This window comes from Streptomyces sp. NPDC043896 (assembly GCF_056435605.1).
Window position 1 is genome coordinate 95,386 of sequence record NZ_JBWKEE010000014.1, and the last position, 15,832, is coordinate 111,217.

General features: G+C 71.4%; 17 protein-coding genes, 1 pseudogene and 1 riboswitch. Of the genes and pseudogenes, 6 read left to right on the forward strand and 12 right to left on the reverse strand.

Annotated features, from left to right (window positions below; genetic code table 11):
* Window positions 1–82: 82 nt before the first annotated feature.
* Window positions 83–574, forward strand: coding sequence for a VanZ family protein (locus AC069X_RS21380; protein ID WP_478730296.1), 492 nt, complete (start codon window positions 83–85; stop codon window positions 572–574).
* Between the two features lie 22 nt (window positions 575–596).
* Here AC069X_RS21380 and AC069X_RS21385 read toward each other — a convergent pair whose 3' ends face one another.
* The 4 genes from AC069X_RS21385 to AC069X_RS21400 all read right to left on the reverse strand — a co-directional run bounded on the left by AC069X_RS21385 (window position 597) and on the right by AC069X_RS21400 (window position 3,485).
* Window positions 597–1,103 (reverse strand): allene oxide cyclase barrel-like domain-containing protein, encoded by a 507-nt coding sequence (locus AC069X_RS21385; RefSeq protein WP_478730298.1) that lies wholly within the window; start codon window positions 1,101–1,103, stop codon window positions 597–599.
* 157 nt (window positions 1,104–1,260) lie between these two features.
* On the reverse strand, window positions 1,261–1,599 hold the full coding sequence (locus tag AC069X_RS21390) for a hypothetical protein (protein ID WP_478730300.1): 339 nt from the start codon (window positions 1,597–1,599) through the stop codon (window positions 1,261–1,263).
* Between the two features lie 174 nt (window positions 1,600–1,773).
* The gene (locus tag AC069X_RS21395) at window positions 1,774–2,067 is read right to left on the reverse strand and encodes a hypothetical protein (protein ID WP_478730302.1); all 294 of its coding nucleotides are present in this window, start codon (window positions 2,065–2,067) and stop codon (window positions 1,774–1,776) included.
* 455 nt (window positions 2,068–2,522) lie between these two features.
* Complete coding sequence (locus AC069X_RS21400) at window positions 2,523–3,485, reverse strand: LysR family transcriptional regulator (protein WP_478730304.1); 963 nt, start codon at window positions 3,483–3,485, stop codon at window positions 2,523–2,525.
* Between the two features lie 158 nt (window positions 3,486–3,643).
* On the opposite strand from AC069X_RS21400, the gene AC069X_RS21405 reads away from it, so the two are divergent.
* Both AC069X_RS21405 and AC069X_RS21410 read left to right on the forward strand, forming a co-directional pair.
* Complete coding sequence (locus AC069X_RS21405; RefSeq protein ID WP_478730306.1) at window positions 3,644–4,573, forward strand: NADP-dependent oxidoreductase; 930 nt, start codon at window positions 3,644–3,646, stop codon at window positions 4,571–4,573.
* Between the two features lie 156 nt (window positions 4,574–4,729).
* Window positions 4,730–5,197, forward strand: coding sequence for a nuclear transport factor 2 family protein (locus AC069X_RS21410; protein WP_478730308.1), 468 nt, complete (start codon window positions 4,730–4,732; stop codon window positions 5,195–5,197).
* A 170-nt stretch (window positions 5,198–5,367) separates the two neighbouring features.
* Here AC069X_RS21410 and AC069X_RS21415 read toward each other — a convergent pair whose 3' ends face one another.
* Together AC069X_RS21415 and AC069X_RS21420 are read right to left on the reverse strand one after the other, a co-directional pair.
* A complete protein-coding gene (locus AC069X_RS21415) occupies window positions 5,368–6,459 on the reverse strand; it encodes a GNAT family N-acetyltransferase (RefSeq protein ID WP_478730310.1) in 1,092 nt (363 codons plus the stop codon).
* A 339-nt stretch (window positions 6,460–6,798) separates the two neighbouring features.
* On the reverse strand, window positions 6,799–7,914 hold the full coding sequence (locus AC069X_RS21420) for an NAD(P)-dependent oxidoreductase (protein WP_478730312.1): 1,116 nt from the start codon (window positions 7,912–7,914) through the stop codon (window positions 6,799–6,801).
* Between AC069X_RS21420 and AC069X_RS21425 the strand changes: the two genes are divergently transcribed.
* Window positions 7,813–8,175 carry a winged helix-turn-helix transcriptional regulator gene (locus tag AC069X_RS21425; RefSeq protein ID WP_478730314.1) on the forward strand — a complete coding sequence of 121 codons (363 nt, stop codon included), beginning with the start codon at window positions 7,813–7,815 and terminating at the stop codon, window positions 8,173–8,175. The two genes, AC069X_RS21420 and AC069X_RS21425, sit on opposite strands and share 102 nt — an antisense overlap.
* Window positions 8,176–8,354: 179 nt before the next feature.
* Here AC069X_RS21425 and AC069X_RS21430 read toward each other — a convergent pair whose 3' ends face one another.
* From AC069X_RS21430 to AC069X_RS21450, 5 genes are all read right to left on the reverse strand, one after another.
* The gene (locus AC069X_RS21430; protein WP_478730494.1) at window positions 8,355–9,239 is read right to left on the reverse strand and encodes an ABC transporter ATP-binding protein; all 885 of its coding nucleotides are present in this window, start codon (window positions 9,237–9,239) and stop codon (window positions 8,355–8,357) included.
* Window positions 9,209–10,267: a FecCD family ABC transporter permease gene (locus tag AC069X_RS21435; RefSeq protein ID WP_478730496.1), complete on the reverse strand. Its 1,059-nt coding sequence runs from the start codon at window positions 10,265–10,267 to the stop codon at window positions 9,209–9,211. The genes AC069X_RS21430 and AC069X_RS21435 overlap by 31 nt, the downstream gene beginning before the upstream one ends.
* 35 nt (window positions 10,268–10,302) lie before the next feature.
* Entirely contained in the window at window positions 10,303–11,292 is a 990-nt protein-coding gene (locus AC069X_RS21440) for an ABC transporter substrate-binding protein (RefSeq protein ID WP_478730317.1), read from the reverse strand.
* Between the two features lie 333 nt (window positions 11,293–11,625).
* On the reverse strand, window positions 11,626–12,069 hold the full coding sequence (locus AC069X_RS21445; protein ID WP_478730319.1) for an acyl-CoA thioesterase: 444 nt from the start codon (window positions 12,067–12,069) through the stop codon (window positions 11,626–11,628).
* A gap of 69 nt (window positions 12,070–12,138) precedes the next feature.
* Window positions 12,139–12,363, reverse strand: a riboswitch (cobalamin riboswitch).
* Between the two features lie 184 nt (window positions 12,364–12,547).
* Entirely contained in the window at window positions 12,548–13,309 is a 762-nt protein-coding gene (locus AC069X_RS21450) for a hypothetical protein (protein WP_478730320.1), read from the reverse strand.
* Between the two features lie 183 nt (window positions 13,310–13,492).
* Between AC069X_RS21450 and AC069X_RS21455 the strand changes: the two are divergent.
* Window positions 13,493–13,645 (forward strand): annotated as a pseudogene (locus AC069X_RS21455) (WYL domain-containing protein); the annotation flags it as partial.
* Between the two features lie 252 nt (window positions 13,646–13,897).
* Here AC069X_RS21455 and AC069X_RS21460 read toward each other — a convergent pair.
* Window positions 13,898–14,320 carry a hypothetical protein gene (locus AC069X_RS21460; protein WP_478730512.1) on the reverse strand — a complete coding sequence of 141 codons (423 nt, stop codon included), beginning with the start codon at window positions 14,318–14,320 and terminating at the stop codon, window positions 13,898–13,900.
* Between the two features lie 471 nt (window positions 14,321–14,791).
* Between AC069X_RS21460 and AC069X_RS21465 the strand changes: the two genes are divergently transcribed.
* On the forward strand, window positions 14,792–15,802 hold the full coding sequence (locus AC069X_RS21465) for an iron ABC transporter substrate-binding protein (protein WP_478730322.1): 1,011 nt from the start codon (window positions 14,792–14,794) through the stop codon (window positions 15,800–15,802).
* The last annotated feature ends 30 nt before the right edge of the window (window positions 15,803–15,832 follow it).

Consider the following 15,832-nt stretch of genomic DNA (forward strand, 5'->3'; position numbering starts at 1 on the left):
GGGGACAGACCGGACGGAACGCGGGCAAGGGCCCGTCCCCGAGGTCCGGCCTCCCGTCCGACCGGCGTTACGGGCCCTCGCGATGCTGGCGGCCTTCGCCGGGACCGTCCTGTTCAGCCTCGTCCTCGCGCGCGTCACGCTGGAACCGTCGGCCGCCTCCGCCGGAATCGCGCACAGCAACGTCCACCCCGGCGCCTCGATCGGCCTGTACCTCGACGGCACGTCCGTCAGGGAAGCCGCCGAACAGCTCGGCGGGAACGTGCTGCTGGGCGTCCCCTTCGGAGTGCTGCTCCCGGTCCTCCTTCCCCAGGCGCGCGGGCTGCTGAGGGTGGCGGCGGTGACGGCCGTCGTGATGACGCTCGTCGAACTGATCCAGGGCGCCTTGGTCGAGGGCCGCGCCTTCGACGTGGACGACGTCCTCCTCAACACCGCCGGCGCGCTGCTGGGCTACCTCCTCCTCGGCCGCCGGCTGGGCCGAGCCGTGCACCCGCGCCGCCGCCACTGGTGGCACTCCCTGACCCGTCGCGCCGGCGGCACCCCGGCTCGCGGCTCCGCTCCGCCGCCGGGCGGTTAGAACGGCTCCCGGGCGGGGGCGGTCAGCGCTTGAGGTGGATCGTGAAGACCCTCTTGCGGTCCACGACCGGGCCGGCGTGGACCCAGCCACGGGCCTGGTCGAACTCCCCGGTGCCGCCCGTGATCGCGTTGACGAACTCCCCGGGCGGGCCCGGGACGATGTTGAAGAGCATCCCCTGCACGGAGAGCTGGCCGCCCGGGAGGATGTAGGTCACGACGCACGCCTCCGCTCCGCCGTCGGTGACCCGGGTGGTGGTGCAGGTACCACCGGTCTCGCCGACGACGTTGCCGTCCTCGTCGCGGAGGACCGAGCGGAAGACGGTCCGGTCGCCCTGGGAGGGGCCGTTGGGGTTGACGCGGAAGAACGACTGCTGGGCGAGTTCGCCGATGAGCGTGATGACACGCTCCTTGCCCTTGTCGTGGTCGGAACGGCCGTCCGTCCCGGCGGCCGCCGCCGCGACCGGGGCGCAGGTGAGGAGGGCGGCCAGCGCAGTGGCCGTGCCGAGACAGGCTGCTCTGATGGGGCGCATCGTGTGGCTCCTGAGGGTGACGCCGAGGGATGATCAGGTGATCCATTCATAGCCTCGGCTCCGGCGCCGCCCGGAGCGGTCCCCCGCGACCCACCGGCAGATCCGCCCCATCGGAGCAGCCTTCGCGCGGGGTCGCCGGGCCCGGTGCCCGCTGCCGTCAGCCCGCCGCCCCGGGCAGAGCCGTGAACGTCGCGCTGGCCGACCGTGAGGACACGGCACCTTCCACCGCGAGCTCTCCGTCGATGGAGATCGTGCACTGGAGCCAGCCGTCGGGATACTCCGGGTTGGACGTGATGATCGTGAGCATGGGCATCGCGCCGATGCCCGACATCACGACGTCCTGCTTCCACGGCGCGACGACGGCCTTGACCTGCTTCTCCTCCCCCTTGAGAGGGTCGCCGACGGCATAGGTCACCTCGAAGGAGCCGGAACCGGTCACCTCGTAGGTGACCTTGGTCCCGCGTTTGCGTCGGAAGGGGAGGAACGTGCTGTTCATGTGCGGCCTCTGCGAAAGCGGACAGGGCGAAACTCCCGGTCATCCTCGCACGTGCTGCGAGACGCCCGCAGAGGCAGCGGAGCCCGAGCGGTGGGGTATCAACGGCCGGCATCGGGCCGTTGAGTCGTCGAGCCATTGAGCCCTTGAGCGCTGGGGCCGACGGGGGAAAGGGCGTCAGCGGGAGGTCGTATTCGGGTGGTCTCGGGACTCGCCGCGCGTCCTCACGAAGACCGACGTCGCCATGCCGGTCACGGTCTTGCCCCCGCATGCCGGGCAACCGAAGGTCTCGGCCGTCCACACCCCGAAGGCGGGTCTGCCGTAACGACGGAAGCCGCCCGTGTGCTGGATGTGCCAGGGCTCGACCGGGGGCGTGAGCGGGACGGTCCCGGGTGGGCCCGCCGAGGCCGGCGCGGCGAACAGTGCGATCAGATCGGGGAGCAGGGCCTCGCCCGCATCTGTCGGCGCCACCGCCGGGCCGTGAGGCGGGCCAGTACGCGTGCGGCTGCTTCGGAGTCCGCTGCGGCAGGGCGCCAGTCCCCGGCGGCCAGGAGCTGTCGTGTCCGTTCGGCCCCACGGGTCAGGGCGCGCGTCTGCAACGGCTGCCGCCCGGAGCCCGTCCCGTACGTCTGGTGTTCGTGCGTCATGTCCCTGTCCCTCGTCCCCTTCCCTCGTTCGGTGCCGCGGCGTGTCCCGCCCTCCGTGCACATGCGTGGACATCCTGCCCCAACACGCCGCCCGGGCCGAGGGGGTTGTTGATCCCTCCTCAACGGTCGTTGACCGGATCGTCATTGATCGCGCAGGGCCGGAAAGGCATCGTTGACGCCGTGGGACGCCGCCCCCGAGGGCGACGCCCTGCCCCCGCAGACCCCCGCAGCGCCGCCCCGAACCTCGTGTTCGACGACGAGGAACGACATGGCCGCCGACTACACCGTCCCGCTGACCCTCGGTTCACCGGGAGCCCCCGGGACGCCCGGAATCGTGCCCGGCACCGCCAGGGCGGGCGCGACCTCCAGGACGACGTCGGCGAAGGCCCGGACCCGCTCGTCGGCATCGTCGCGCGTACGCCACACCAGTCCGTGCTCGACCGGCGGCATGTCGGTCATCTCGACGAACCGGATGTCCGGCCGCTGGTACAGCACGGGCAACTGGCCGTCGCCGGGGACGATCGCCCGCCCGGCCGCGACCAGCGCCAGCGCCTCGGCGTACGTGGCGCAGGGCTCGGGATACCTGCCGATCACCCGTCCACCGGGCGTCCGCCGGGGCGTGTGGAAGTCGCTCCAGTACTCGGGGGCGGAGCCCGCCACGGAAACGAAGGTCTCGCCCGCGAGGTCCTCGAACGACGCCGAGCCGCGCCCGGCGAGGCGGTGGTCCGCGGCCAGGCAGACGTACCTGGGGCCGGACGTCACCACCGCGCCGACCGTCAGGTCCGGCTCGGCGACCGGCAGCGCCGTGAGCAGCAGGTCGGCGTGGCCGTCGCGCAGCTGCGCCACGTGGTGGTCCAGCCGGGTCTCCACGATGCGCACGCCACAGTGCGGGTTGCGCTGCTCGAAGACCCCGCGGGCGGCGGAGAGGACGCGTCCGGCCTGGGTGCCCATGAACCCCGCCGTGAGCGTGCCCCTGATGCCGCGCCCGGCCTGCTCGGCACGGTTCACCGCGCGCCTGATGCCCTCGTACAGCGGCAGCAGATCGTCCCGCAGGTCACGCCCGATGGGCGTCAGGGCGACGTGGCGGCTGGTGCGTTCGAACAGCGGCGCGCCGATGCGGCGCTCGATCTTCTTGAGCGTCTTGCTGACCAGGCCGGTGGTGACGTGCAGGCGCTCGGCGGTGCGGCCGAAGTGCAACTCCTCGGAGAGCGTCAGGAAGACCTCCATCTCCGTGCGTTCCATCGCGTATTGCCCGCTTCCGCTGATCCCTTGAACGACGTCCACGATCTTGCCGCATGGGTGGCGCCCCCACGACGACGGGGTGGCGCGGCGCCGGCCTCGCCGGAACCCTCCCCGATCCCCCTGGCCCACCTCCCATCGAACTGTTCCGAGGAGTACACATGCGCGTGGTCATGCAGAGTTCCGTAGGCGGCCCGGACGTGCTGGAGGTCGTGGAGACGGACCGTCCCGCTCCCGCGCCCGGCGAGGTGCGCGTACGCGTGCACGCCACGGGAGTCAACCCGGCCGATGGCAAGGTCCGCTCCGGGTACGTGCGGTTCTTCGGCGAGCCGCCCTTCGTCCTGGGGCACGAGTTCAGCGGAGTCGTCGACGAGGCGGGCGAGGGGGTGAGCGCCTTCCGGGCCGGTGACGAGGTGTTCGGCTGGGTGACCCCGCCGAACGGCAGCCACGCCGACTACGTGATCGTTGCCGAGACCTCCATCGCGCCCAAGCCCGAGACCCTCGACCACGTCCACGCCGGAGCACTGGGCATCGCCGGCCTCACCGCCTACCAGACCCTGGTGAACATCGCCCGCGTACAGCCGGGCCAGCGCGTCCTGGTGCATGCGGCGGCGGGCGGCGTGGGGCACCTTGCCGTCCAGATCGCCAAGGCACGCGGGGCACACGTGATCGGCACGGCCCGGACGAACAAGCACGCCTTCCTGCGGGAGCTCGGCGCGGACGAGCTGATCGACTACACGACGACCGACTTCACCGGCCTGCGCGACGTGGACGTCGTCATCGACACGATCAGCGGCGAATACGGGCCGCGTTCGGTCCGTACGATCAGGTCCGGCGGCATCCTCATCGACGTCGTGGGCGTCGGGGTCGACCGGACGGCGGTGCGGGAGCGGGCCCAGGCCGCCGGGGTGCGGTTCGTCGAGTACTTCCTCCAGCCGGCCCCGGCCGACCTCGTGGGCTTCGCCCACCTGATCGACCACGCCGGGGTGCGCCCGTTCGTCGAGGAGACACTGCCCCTGACCGAGGCGGCCAAGGCCCACGAGCTGATCGAGAGCGGACGTGTACGCGGCAAGATCGTGCTCGTACCCTGAGCCACGGGCCCGGCCGCCGGCCACCCGGTGAGCTGATCCGGCCCTCCTCGTGACACCGCGCAGGCTCCCGCCCGGCCGCCCTCGGGCGGCCGGGCGGGGGACCGGTCGCAACATTCGTCCAAGACACCGGGAGGCGCGGGCGGTGACAGTGGGCGCATGAGCGACCTCGTCATCCAGAACGCCTTCCAGGCGTTGGCCAGCCATGACCACGACCGGATCTCCGCGGTCCTCACCGAGGACGCCGAGTGGCTGTCGCCCCCCGGGAACGCCACCGCCACCGTGCTCGGGGCGACCCACCACATGGTCGGCAGAGGGGCCATCGCGCGCTTCTTCGCCGAGGACTTCCCCCGTGTCTTCGTACGAGACGTCACCGTCGCCTTCCTGGGGCTGCACGCCGACGGCGAACGGGGGGTGGCGGAGTTCACCATGACGGCGACGCTGGCCAACGGACTCCACTACAGCAACGACTACTGCTTCGTCTTCGAACTCCGGGACGGGTTGGTCCACCGGGTCCGCGAGTACACGGACACAGCCCGCGGGCACCGCATGCTCCGTGGCGACGCTCCGCACGAGATACCCCGAACCGGCCGTGAACCGGCCGGCCCCGGCAGCCGGCAGGAATGAACCCTGGCCGCTGACCGGCCCGGGCATCAGGCCGGTGTGGTGAAGGCGAGCCCCCGCCCGAAGAGCTCACGGGCGCGGCCCGTGCCCCCGGGCGCCTGAGGGCAGGGCCCCGCTGCGAGCGTCGGCCCACCCTGGATACCGGGAGAGCGAGGCCGTCGCCCGCATGCCGTTCACGGGCAGCGGTCCCGCATCCTGCCGACTGCCCGCAGGGTGTGAAGGGCCGTCTCCTTCAGCCGCGGCCGCTCCCTCACGAACCGCCGGACGGCACGCGACGGCTCACGGCTGAGCCAGTGCAGGGCCGCACCGGCCCCGGGCCGCAGCACCGCGCCCTCGTGCACGACCAGCTCCCGCGTCTTGAACGAATCCTTGTACGCGGCGTCGCCCCTGCCGAGGTCGACCAAGTCGATTCCGGCGGAGGCGGCCGCCTCGATCATGCGGCGGTAGAGCACGAGGCCGGGGGAGAACCTGGCGACCTCCCGGTCGTAGGCGGGGAACCAGCACGACAGCACCGTGCGTGAGCGCAGCCCGAAATGTGCGGCGACGAGCCGCTCGCCCGCGTACAGAACCGACAGCACGCCCGAGCAGGCGGGTGCGTCGGAGGCGGCGAGATCGCGCACCAGGCCGCTGATCCAGCCCTGGGCGAAGCGGTCGCGGCGGCCGGTCCGGCGGTACTGGGCGGACTTCCACTCCATCAGGGTCCGCAGGACCGCCGGGTTCCGGTCGTCGAACACGAACCTCAGGGGCCCCACCCGCCGCGCCAGCCGGCGTTCCTGCGCCAAGGTCGACTTCAGGAACCCGCTCGACCCCGCCCGGAGCCGCTCCTCGTAGCGGGCGTAGCCGCCGGTCAGGTCGATGACGGGCGACGCGAACTGCCCCGTCGCGTACGGCAGGAACAGGTCCTGCTCGCTTTCGAGGTGGTTGAACTCCCAGACGGACAGGGAGCCGGCGCGCAGCAGCTCGTGCGGATCGACGCTCACTCCCGGACGCAGGACAGCGCCCTGGCAGTCGGACACGCCCAGGCCGATTGCACGGCCGCGGCCCCACCTGCCCCGCTCGAACGGGAAGAAGCCGACCGGCTCGCCGCCCTCGCGCACCACCGCGACCCTGGCACCGGGCCGGACGCGGCCGACCGCCCGGCAGAACTCCGGGCTCATGAAGGGATTGGCCACCGGTGCCGTCCCGGCCCGCAGCTCGCCCCACAGTTCGAGGTCGGCCCGGCCCATGTCGGCGGGGTGAATCACGTTGATGCGTTGGACGGACACTTCGGCTCCTGGTTCGTCGGACTGCTCAAGGGGCCGCGGCCGGTACCACCGGGCCAGCGCGGAGGCAGGCCGGATCGAACGGCGCGCAGCCGTGGCCCCCGCCGTCTCAACGACCCGCAGGGCCTCACGGGCCCCCTGCACGGCGGTAAAGGCGGAGACGATACGTGTGAGCGTCCACGGTTTCAGGGCCGGAGCCGGTCGGGCAGCCACAGGCGAAGCCTCCCGAGCCGGGCCCCGGCGCACCACCGCATCGGCCAGAAGTACTCCGTAAGAGGACCATCCCTGTGCCCTCCTCGGAACCGTCGGACCGTCACACCGGCCCCAGCCCCCGGCCCCCGGTCACGCGGCCGGATGCTTGATGCTCTCGATGATCCGGGCGAACCCCTCCGCACCGTGGCCGGCGTCCACCTGGCGCTGGATGAGCTGCTGGACCATCGCGATGGGCTCGGCGCTCACTCCCTGCTCGGTGCTCGTCTCGATGAACAACCCGAGGTTGGAGAACTCCAGACTCTGCTGCCCGGGGACCGTGTAGTCCCCGCCGTCCACGACCTCGGCGAACCGCGCGAGCTCGCCGGTCATCGCGGTCAGCCACGGCGCGGCCATCTCCGCGAACCGGCCCGCGGACACCCCGGCCGGCGCGAGCAGTGCCGCACCGTGCATGAACCCCGCGAACATCACGTACATCGACGAGAGCAGCGCGAAGTCGTAGAGGGACGCCAGCCCCGCGTCCTCGCCGTAGTAGGTACTGGTCCCCCACAGGTCGAGCAGCGCCGCGTGCTCACGGAACACCTCTTCCGAGCCGCTGTACAGGACCGAGGACCCAGGCTGTCCGATCATGGACGGCACCGCCATGATGCCGCCGTCCAGGTAGGCGATCCCGGCGTCGGCGGCCCAGGCGGCCAGCTGCCGTGCCTGCTCGGGCTTGGTCGTGGTCAGGTTGATCAGCGTCCGTCCGGCCAGGTCTCCGACGAGCGGGTCGAGTACCTCGTGCACCGAGTCGTGGTCGAAGAGGCAGGCGATCACCAGCCGGCTCGCCCGGACCGCCCCGGCAGCCGAGGCCGCCTCCGTGGCCCCCTGCGCGACGAGCCTGTCGGCCTTCCCCGCCGAGCGGTTCCACACCGTGGTCCGCAGCCCGGCCTTCACCAGCACCTCGGCGAGCGCGCTGCCCATCGCGCCGAGTCCGAGGACGCTCACGTGGGTGTCGTGGTTCTCCGTCATGTCATTCCTCCGTCGGGTCTTCGTCGATCTTGTCGATGCCTCAATCCTCCGCAGGGTCAGTAGAGTTGACCAGTACGGACAAAATAGTGCGGTACTCACCCGAGAGTGAGTACCCCAGTTGACGCGGAGGCTCGCATGGCGGCATCGGCACGACAGGGCCCCTACTTCTGCGGCGTCGACGCGGCGATGGACGTGGTCACCGGCAAGTGGAAGTCCCTGATCCTCTGGGAGCTCCATGAGCACGGAACGCGCCGCTTCGCGGAGCTGCGGCGCGGCCTTCCGGGTGTCAGCGAGAAGATGCTCGTCCAGCACCTGCGGGAGATGGAGGAGGACGGCCTCGTGCACCGCGAGGTGTACCCGGTGGTCCCGCCGAAGGTCGAGTACTCCCTGACGGAGCACGGCGTCTCCCTCAACGCCGCGCTGGAATCCCTGGCGGTGTGGGGGCAGGAACGAATCGAGCGGATCGGCGCGGACAAGATCACCGTCGAAGCCGCCTGAGACCTGCCGCGACAGCGCCGGGCACAGCCGCTCGTTGACGGATGTGGACCAGGCGCTGTCGCTTCCGATTCCCTTGGCCGGACGCGGGACCCTCCTCGTTCGGGAAGGAAGGCGGATCCCGTGGAACTCTCGGCCGTCCGGCCTTCGCACGCGGCGCCACGCTGCGGTCGGGCCGCCATTCAGCCACGCCGGTCCCTGCGAACGGCTGATGCTCCTCCTTCCAGCGCATCGTCGGCCGGCCGTTGCCGGCCGGGCAGGACGCTGATGAAGGGGAGCCCGGTCCGCGGATGCTCGATCACATCGGCCTCGACCCCGTACACATCGGACAGGAGCGCGCCCGTCAGTACCTCATCGGGCGTGCCGGTGGCGACGACACGACCGCCGGCCATGACGCAGATCCGGTCGCAGAACGCCGCGGCCAGGTTCAGGTCGTGCAGCGCGACGACGGCGGTGACGCCGATTCCTCGTACGAGCTTCAGGGCGTCGAGCTGGTGGCGCAGGTCCAGGTGGTTGGTCGGCTCGTCCAGGACCATGTTCCCCGTGCCCTGGGCGAGCGCGCGGGCGATCAGGACCCGCTGCTTCTCCCCGCCCGACAGCCGGTCGAAGGGAGCGTGGGCGAGGCCGTCGACGTGGAGTTGTGCCAGGGATCGCATGATGACGTCGCGGTCGTCCGCGTCGTCGCCCGCGAAGGGGCGCTTGTGCGGGGTCCGGCCCATGGCGACCACGTCGTACACGGTCAGCTCGAAGTCCCCGGAGGTCTCCTGCAGGACGGCCGCGAGCCGCTGGGCGAGACGCTTGCCCGGCATCCGCCAGACGTCCTCGCCGTCGAGCAGGACCCGGCCCGATGTCGGGCGCTGCGCCCGGTAGAAGGTGCGCAGCAGGGTGGACTTGCCGGCCCCGTTGGGTCCCACCAGGCCCAGCACCTCGCCGGGCGCCACGTGCAGCGATGCCTGGTGGACGAGGGTCGTGCCGTTCACGACGACGCTGACGCGCTGGGCGTCCAGACGACCGGGCGCGCCGGTCGGTGTGTTCGTCACCGGGCCGCCCTCCGTCGCATGAGCCAGAGGAAGAACGGGCCGCCGACCAGGGCGGTGAGGATGCCCACGGGTATCTCCTCCGGGCTCATGAGCGTGCGCGCGGCCAGGTCCGCGGTGATCAGGAAGGCGGCCCCCAGGAGGGCTGCGGCGGGCAGGGCGCGCCGGTGGTCGGCGCCGACGAGCAGCCGCACCACGTGCGGCATGATCAGCCCGACGAAGCCGATCTGCCCGCTGACCGCGACGATCGTGCCGATCATCAGGGCCACCAGCGTGAACAGGGCGGCGCGGAAGCGGTGCACGTCCAGACCGAGGGCCGCCGCGGCCTCCTCTCCGGCCAGGAGGAGGTTGAGCGGACGGCAGACACCGAGCAGGACCGCCGTACCGGCCAGCACCGCGGTCACCGGGATCCAGACCGTGGCCCAGGTGGTGCCGGCCAGTCCGCCGAGCATCCACCGCAGTGCGGACTGGGTCTTGTGCGGATCGTTCGAGGTGACGATCAGGAAGCTGGCCAGCGCCGACAGCACCTCCGCCGTGGCCACACCCGCCAGCACGAGCCGTACGGTCGTCATCCGCCCGCCTGAGCGGGCGAGGAAGTAGACGGCGACCAGGGCGGCCAGCGCGCCGCAGAACGCCGCCACCGGCAGGGTGAACAGCCCGAACACGGTCAGGTTCAGGACCAGGACGAGCACCGCGCCGACCGACGCCCCCGAGGACACTCCGAGCAGCATCGGGTCGGCCAGCGGGTTGCGGACGAGCGCCTGGAGCGCCATTCCGGCCACCGACAGGCCCGCGCCCACCACGCCGGCCAGGATCACCCGGGGCAGGCGGACGTCGACGACGATCGTCTCGCGCACCGGGGTCCACGTCGGCTCGGCGAGGGCCGGGTGCAGGCGGTGGAGCAGGATGCTCCACACCTGGTCGGCCGGGACGCTGATCGAGCCCGCCGCGATCCCGGAGGTGGCGGCAGCGGCCACCAGGGCGCCCAGACACACCAGCACCACGGCGTAGGGGATCCCCGGGCGCCGCGCGGGGACGGGTCGCCCCTTCCCTTGCAGGCCGGCTCCCCCGGCCGCCGGGGCCTTGACCCCGGTCACTGAACGCGGCCCGGGTGGAGCTGCTTCGCCAGGGACTCGACGGCCGCTGGCATCCGGACACCGAGCACCGTGGAGGACAGCGGCAGGACCGCGAACCGCTGGTTCTTGATCGCGGGGACGTCCTTCAGCGCAGGGTTGGCGAGCAGGAACTTCTTCTTGTCCTCTACCGACTGGTCGCCGTAGTCGTAGATGACGATGGCCTCGGGGGCGCGCTCCGCCACCTGTTCGAACGAGACGTCACCGAAGGCCTTGTCGAGGTCCCCGAAGAGGTTCACTCCGCCGGCCCGCCGGATCATCTCGTTGCCGATGCCCTTGCCGCCCGCCGTGAAGGCCGTCTTGTCGCCGCTGTCGTACACGAAGAGCTTGACCGGGCTGACGCCGCGCAGCTGGGCCTCGACCTTGTCGAGGGTGGCGTGCAGCGTCCCCAGCCTCTCCTCGGCCCGCTCGGGCACACCGAAGATCTTGGCGAGGGTACGGATCTCCTCGTCCATGGAGGCGACCGTCACCGGGCCGGTGGGGCACTCCTCGATGTTGAGGTGGGTGGCGATCCCGGCCTTGGTGAAGGAAGCCCGGCTGCGTCCCTCCTTCTCGTCGAAGGTGGACGTCCACCCGCCGTAGACGAAGTCGGGCTCGGCCTCCAGGAGGGCCTCGAAGGAGGGGTACTCCTTGGAGAGGACCTTCACGCTGTCGTACGCGGGCTGGTACTCGGCAAGGATCTTGTCGTCGAGGTAGCCCGTGCCGACCATCGACTTCTCCAGGCCGAGCGACAGCATCACCTCGGTCGCGTGCTGGTTCAGCGACACCGCGCGCTGCGGCGGACGCTGGTAGGTGGTGCTCACCCCGCAGTTGTCGACGGTGACCGGAAACCCCTTGACGGCCGCGCCCTTCGACGAAGTGGCGGGGGAGGTGGAGCCGCCCGCGCAACCGGACATCAGCAGGGTGACGGCGAAGGCGGACAGCAGGGCTATCGGGTGGTTGCGGGGCATGGGTGGTCCTCTCACCGCAGATCGGTCGGAAGGTGTTCAGGCCTCGTCGGGGGGACGAGGGCGAGCGGGAGCCTGTGGCCGGTGTGCCGGGATCCGGCCGGCCCGGCAGGTCCTGCCGAGACTGTTCCTGCAACGTATGGGCAGCTGCACATCGTATGCAATAAGCATCGGCGGCGCGGGAAGGGCCCGCAAGGACGCACGGGATCGCGCGCGCGAGGGATCGCGCCGCGACCACGCGGGGGCGAGGCGGAGCCGCTGCCCGAACCCGACGTGCCGGGAAGGGCAGGGCAGGACAGGGCGCCTCACAGGCCGGCCGGTGCGACGGCCCGTCGCCTACGAGGGGTCCGGCCCCGCGATGTCGAGGGCGGGAACGGAGCGCGGCCTGCCGTCGGCGTCTATCGCGACGAAGGTCAGTCTCGCGGCGGCCACTTCGGAGGTGGGGCCCGACGCGTTCCAGCGCTCGGCCCGGACGCGGACGGCGACCGTCATCGACGTCCGGCCGGCACGTACCAGTTCGGCGTCGACGCTGAGCAGGTCTCCGGCGCGCACCGGTGCGATGAAGGACATCCTGTCCACGGCCACGGTGACGGCCGGCCCATCGGCATGACGCCCGGCCGCGGCGGCGGCCGCGTCGTCGATGAGCTTCATCACCACGCCGCCGTGGATGGTGCCGTAGAGGTTGGTGTCGTGCTCGCTCATGATGTTCGCGAGCGTCACCCGGGAGTCACCCGGATTCTTGGAGACGCGCCCTGCTGTGGTGACGGTCGGGTCGGCCACGTCAACTCTCCTTCGCGAGTCGCGGCGAACGCATCCCGGAGGGTGTTCTTCGGGACACCGCATGACGCTTCGGCATGCGGGCAACGGGCAGGTCTTCGGACTCGCGGGCACGCCTGCCGGTCTCCCGGCGGGCACCTACTGGCCGTCGCTTCCCAGGACCGGCTCCGGTCCCAGTGCGTATGACGGCGGTCGTTCCCGCTCACCGCTGCGGGGCAGTCCCGGATTCCCACCGGGTTCCCTCTTACGACGCATCCCGCCTGGCGGACGGGGCGAACCAGCTGCGCTCACACCCTACCTGTGCGGAGGGCAGGCCTGGCCGGCCCGTCATGCCGTCTCCGAGACGCTCACCGCGGCAGCGACGTCGCGGACAGTGGCGATTCGGTGGCTGCCTGAAAGCACGTCACGGGGTCCGGACCGCTCCAGGGGCTGGACGTGACCGTCGCCCTCGGCCCGGGCCGGCCTCCGTATGCGGGGGCGGTCAGCGGAGGTCGTGCAGCCGTCGCACCTGACGTGTCATGAGTTCGGCCGGGAATTCCATGGTTTCCACCGAGGGAGAGGGACTCAGGTTGAATGCGGCGGTCACGGAGCCGACGCGCACCGCCGTGAACTTGCGGAGACTGCGGACTTCCTTCGTCTCGGGGTTGATGTCACTGACATCGGTCCAGAACGTCAGGCTGTAGGCCACGGCCTCGTCGCCTTGCGCGGGCGCCTGTACCGCGGTGAGCGAGACGCGGGTGCCGTTGCCCTTGCCGTCGGCCTTGCCGCGCAGGTGGAAGTCCCGGCAGCCCTGCACGGCCTTGCGGAGCCGGTCGAGCTCCGCGGCTGCTGCCGCGGGGCTGGGGTGGGCCGTGAGTACGGTGGCCCCGGACCACTCCAGGTTCTCTTCGCTGTTGAAGCGCTGTACCACGGTGGCGGGCTGCGGTGTGTCCCGGTACGGGTCGACGAACGGGACGCAGTCGGGATCGCTGACGGACGTGGGGGCCCACTCCGGGTCCCGTTCGGACACCTTCTTCTCCGCCGAGCCGGCGGGCCCGATCTGGTCGTCCGGCAGGGCGGCCGTGAGCAGGTCCGCTGTGGTCAGAGCCCGGGGTGCGGGCGCCGGCGCGGGCGAGGCGGCGGGTGCCGCCGGGAGTGGCTTCGGGGCTGTGGCACCGCAGCCGGTGGCCAGTGCTGCCGCCAGCACCAGCCCCGCGGCCGCCGTCCTTCGTCTGCCGTCTGGTCTTCCGCCTGCGCCGTTCACGCGTTCTCCCCGGGTGGATCGTTTTCCCGGGATGCTACTGGGGCGTGAGTGGGGGAGGGGGTGTGGGAGGGGGTGTGGGAGGGGGTGGTCGGGCGGTCGGCGCCGGTGACCGCCGGCCGCATCGCCCGCACGCGTCCGGGACCGGCCTCCTCGGGCCGGTCGATCGGGTCGCCGACCACGCAGATGAACCCGGGGGCCGACGCCTCCGCGCTGGCCGTCCTGGCCGCGGCCTGCCGCGACCACGAGATCGTCACCTTCACCTACGCGTCCAGGAGAGGCGGTACGGCACCGCGCCGAGTCGAGCCCCACAGCCTGGTCGTCGCGGGCAGCCGCCGGCACCTACGAGGGGAGCCCCGAACTCGCCCCCCACCTGGAGGCGTTCGCGCAGCTGCTCCAGGACGTGGCCCGCGCCCTCACCGCCGGCGAGTCGTACGCCATGAACCGACGCTGACCTCCCACTCCGTCCCCCGCCCTCCCACCGGGCGGGCCCAGAAGCGGATCGGCCAGGCGGTCTGCAGGCATTACCGCGGGGCTACGGGGGTCCGGCACGCTGCCGAGCGTGCCGGACCCCGCCGGGGGGTGCGCCTTCTATGCGGGGCCGTAGTCCAGGGTGTAGAGCGCGTCGTCCAGGTTGAAGGTCAGGGTTCCCCTGTCCCCCTCGACCGTGTCGCTGCCGAGGTGATCGTCGGCGTCCGGGAAGTCGCCTTCGTACAGAGAGACCGTGTCGCCCGTCCGGACGAGGCGGTTGACCTGCCGAGTCGTCGGGGCGTTGTGATCGCATTCGATGGTGTCGGCCGAGCTCCAGACCGTCGTACCGTTGATCTGGAGGTAGACCTCGTCTCCGCCCGACACGGTCTCGTTCTCGTAGCACGTGAGCGTGTGCAGGTTCACGGTCGCGGCCATGGTGTGGGGCCTGGCCGCGGCGGTCGTGGGGCCGGTGAGCGTGGCGAAGAGCGCGATGGCGCCGCCGAGAGCCGACGCAGCCCTGCCGATTGAGTGGATCTTCTTCATGGCCGGCTAACGACCTGCTCAGACAATGGTGACTGCACAGGACTGGACGTCCGGTTCGCCCCGGCAACCGGTTGGCCCGCCCGAAGCACGACCCGTGAACCCAGTTTCCTGACGCCTCGATGTACGAAGGCCCGTCTACCAGGAGATGCACCTCACGGACGAGGGCGTCGAGGTGTTCGGCTACCCGGCGCGCCGCCGCCGGCGCCCTCTTCTCCGCCGCCGAACTCTCCCGCAGCCTCTCCCTGCGGGCCGCGTCCCCGGCAGCCGGCTCCGGCGCTCCCGGCCGGCCCGCGAGAACGAGATGATCCCGCGTGCCGCGCGCATCCCGCACCTGCCGGGCATTAAGGTTAGCCTGTCCTAATGGGGCGGATATGCCCGGTTCGGTTTGTGTCGAGTGCTCGACGGCGGAGGAGTCGGATCGTGCGTTGCTCCCGTATGAGGCACCTGTTCCTGCCGGCCCTCGGAGGCCTGATGGCTCTGGGAGTCACGGCCTGCGGATCGGCATCGGGCGGCCAGGCCGAAGCGGGCCCCACGGCCGCCTCCGACAAGAAGATCACCGTGTACAGCGGCCGCAGCGAGTCGCTCGTCAAGCCCGTGCTGGAGGACTTCCGCAAGGCCACCGGGATCACCGTCCAGGCACGGTACGCCGACACCGCGCAGACGGCGGCCCAACTGGTGGAGGAGGGGGACCGCAGCCCCGCCGACGTGTTCCTCGCCCAGGACGCCGGGGCGCTGGGCGCCGTGGCGGCCAAGGGGCTGTTCGCCGCGCTGCCGGCCGCAGTACTGGACCGGGTGCCGTCGGCCTACCGGGCTCAGGACGGGGCCTGGGTCGGGGTCACCGGCCGCTCGCGCGTCATGGTCTACAACACCGATCAGGTACCCGCCGCAGAGCTGCCGAAGTCGGTGTTCGAGCTGACGGAACCCACGTGGAAGGGCAAGGTCGGCATCGCACCCACCAACGGGTCCTTCCAGGCGTTCGTCACGGCCATGCGCGTCGAGCACGGCGACGAGAAGACCGAGGAGTTCCTCGCCGGGCTGAAGGCCAACGACGCCCAGATCAGGGAGGGCAACGCACCCATCGTCGCCGACGTGGACAAGGGCACCTTCGCCGCCGGCCTCGTCAACCACTACTACGTGTACGAACTGGCCAAGGAGAAGGGCACCACCGTCAACGCCCTCAAGGCGAAGAACCACTTCTTCCCCGGCAAGGACACCGGCTCCCTCGTGAACGTCTCCGGGGTGGGCGTGCTGAAGAAATCGGCCGACGATCCGGACGTGCGGGCCTTCGTCGACTACCTGCTGGGCAAGGAAGCCCAGACCTACTTCGCCACCGAGACGTACGAGTACCCGCTGGTGGCCGGCGTTCCCTCCGCACCCGGACTGCCCGCACTGTCCTCGCTGAGCGCACTGGACGTCGACCTGAACGAGCTGGCCGATCTGGCGACCACAGTCAGGATGATCAAGGAATCGGGGCTGGTCTGAGCACGCCCGCCCGCACCCCGCGCAGGGCAC